This is a genomic window from Lyngbya sp. CCY1209 (assembly GCF_055795065.1).
Window position 1 is genome coordinate 1 of record NZ_JAYFER010000228.1, and the last position, 548, is coordinate 548.

The 548-nt window shown below is 57.1% G+C and carries 1 protein-coding gene and 1 pseudogene; one reads left to right on the forward strand and one right to left on the reverse strand.

Going from position 1 to position 548, the window contains the following annotated elements; genetic code table 11:
- Positions 1–223: pseudogene (locus AC0QHF_RS05200) on the reverse strand (hypothetical protein); the annotation flags it as partial.
- A gap of 14 nt (positions 224–237) precedes the next feature.
- On the opposite strand from AC0QHF_RS05200, the gene AC0QHF_RS05205 reads away from it, so the two are divergent.
- Positions 238–548: hypothetical protein (locus AC0QHF_RS05205; protein WP_324703126.1), on the forward strand; the 311-nt coding region annotated here is incomplete at its 3' end.

A 548-nucleotide genomic window follows, 5' to 3' on the forward strand; every position in this document is an offset into this window, starting at 1 on the left:
CGGGCGTCGGCTCACCTTGCGGCCGCCCGTTGCCGTTGCTGTTGGGTGCCGCCTCGATCGCTTCCCCCCGATCCATCTGTCGGGCTATAGCCAGTAGCTCATCGGCAAACTCTGCGGGGACGCGGATCGGGACGGTCGGGGTGTGGTCCCATTTCGGCTGTTTTAGTCCGCTGGTGTCGGGGTTGTAGTTGGCCATACTGCTCATAACTCTATCTTTGTACATTGATACATTTGTCATTGTACATTGATACGAGTCAAGCGTCCCATGTCGGGTTGTCCGGCATCTCCGGGCGAACCGCCACGCCGTCCGGTTGCCACCTGGCAATATTGACCTATCAATGTACATTGATAACCGGACGGGCGATCGCCCCCCTCTCAGACTTGCCAACTGGCAACCGTCCCAAAACCGCGTCTGTCCGTGTCGCTGGCGGCGGTGGTGTCGGCTCATCCATTTCTGTGGTGGGGGGGTTCACCCCTACCCCCAATTTACTTTATTCACCCATTTTGATGGATCTGATGGATCGTGGTGTCTGTAATGCTTGTGTAGA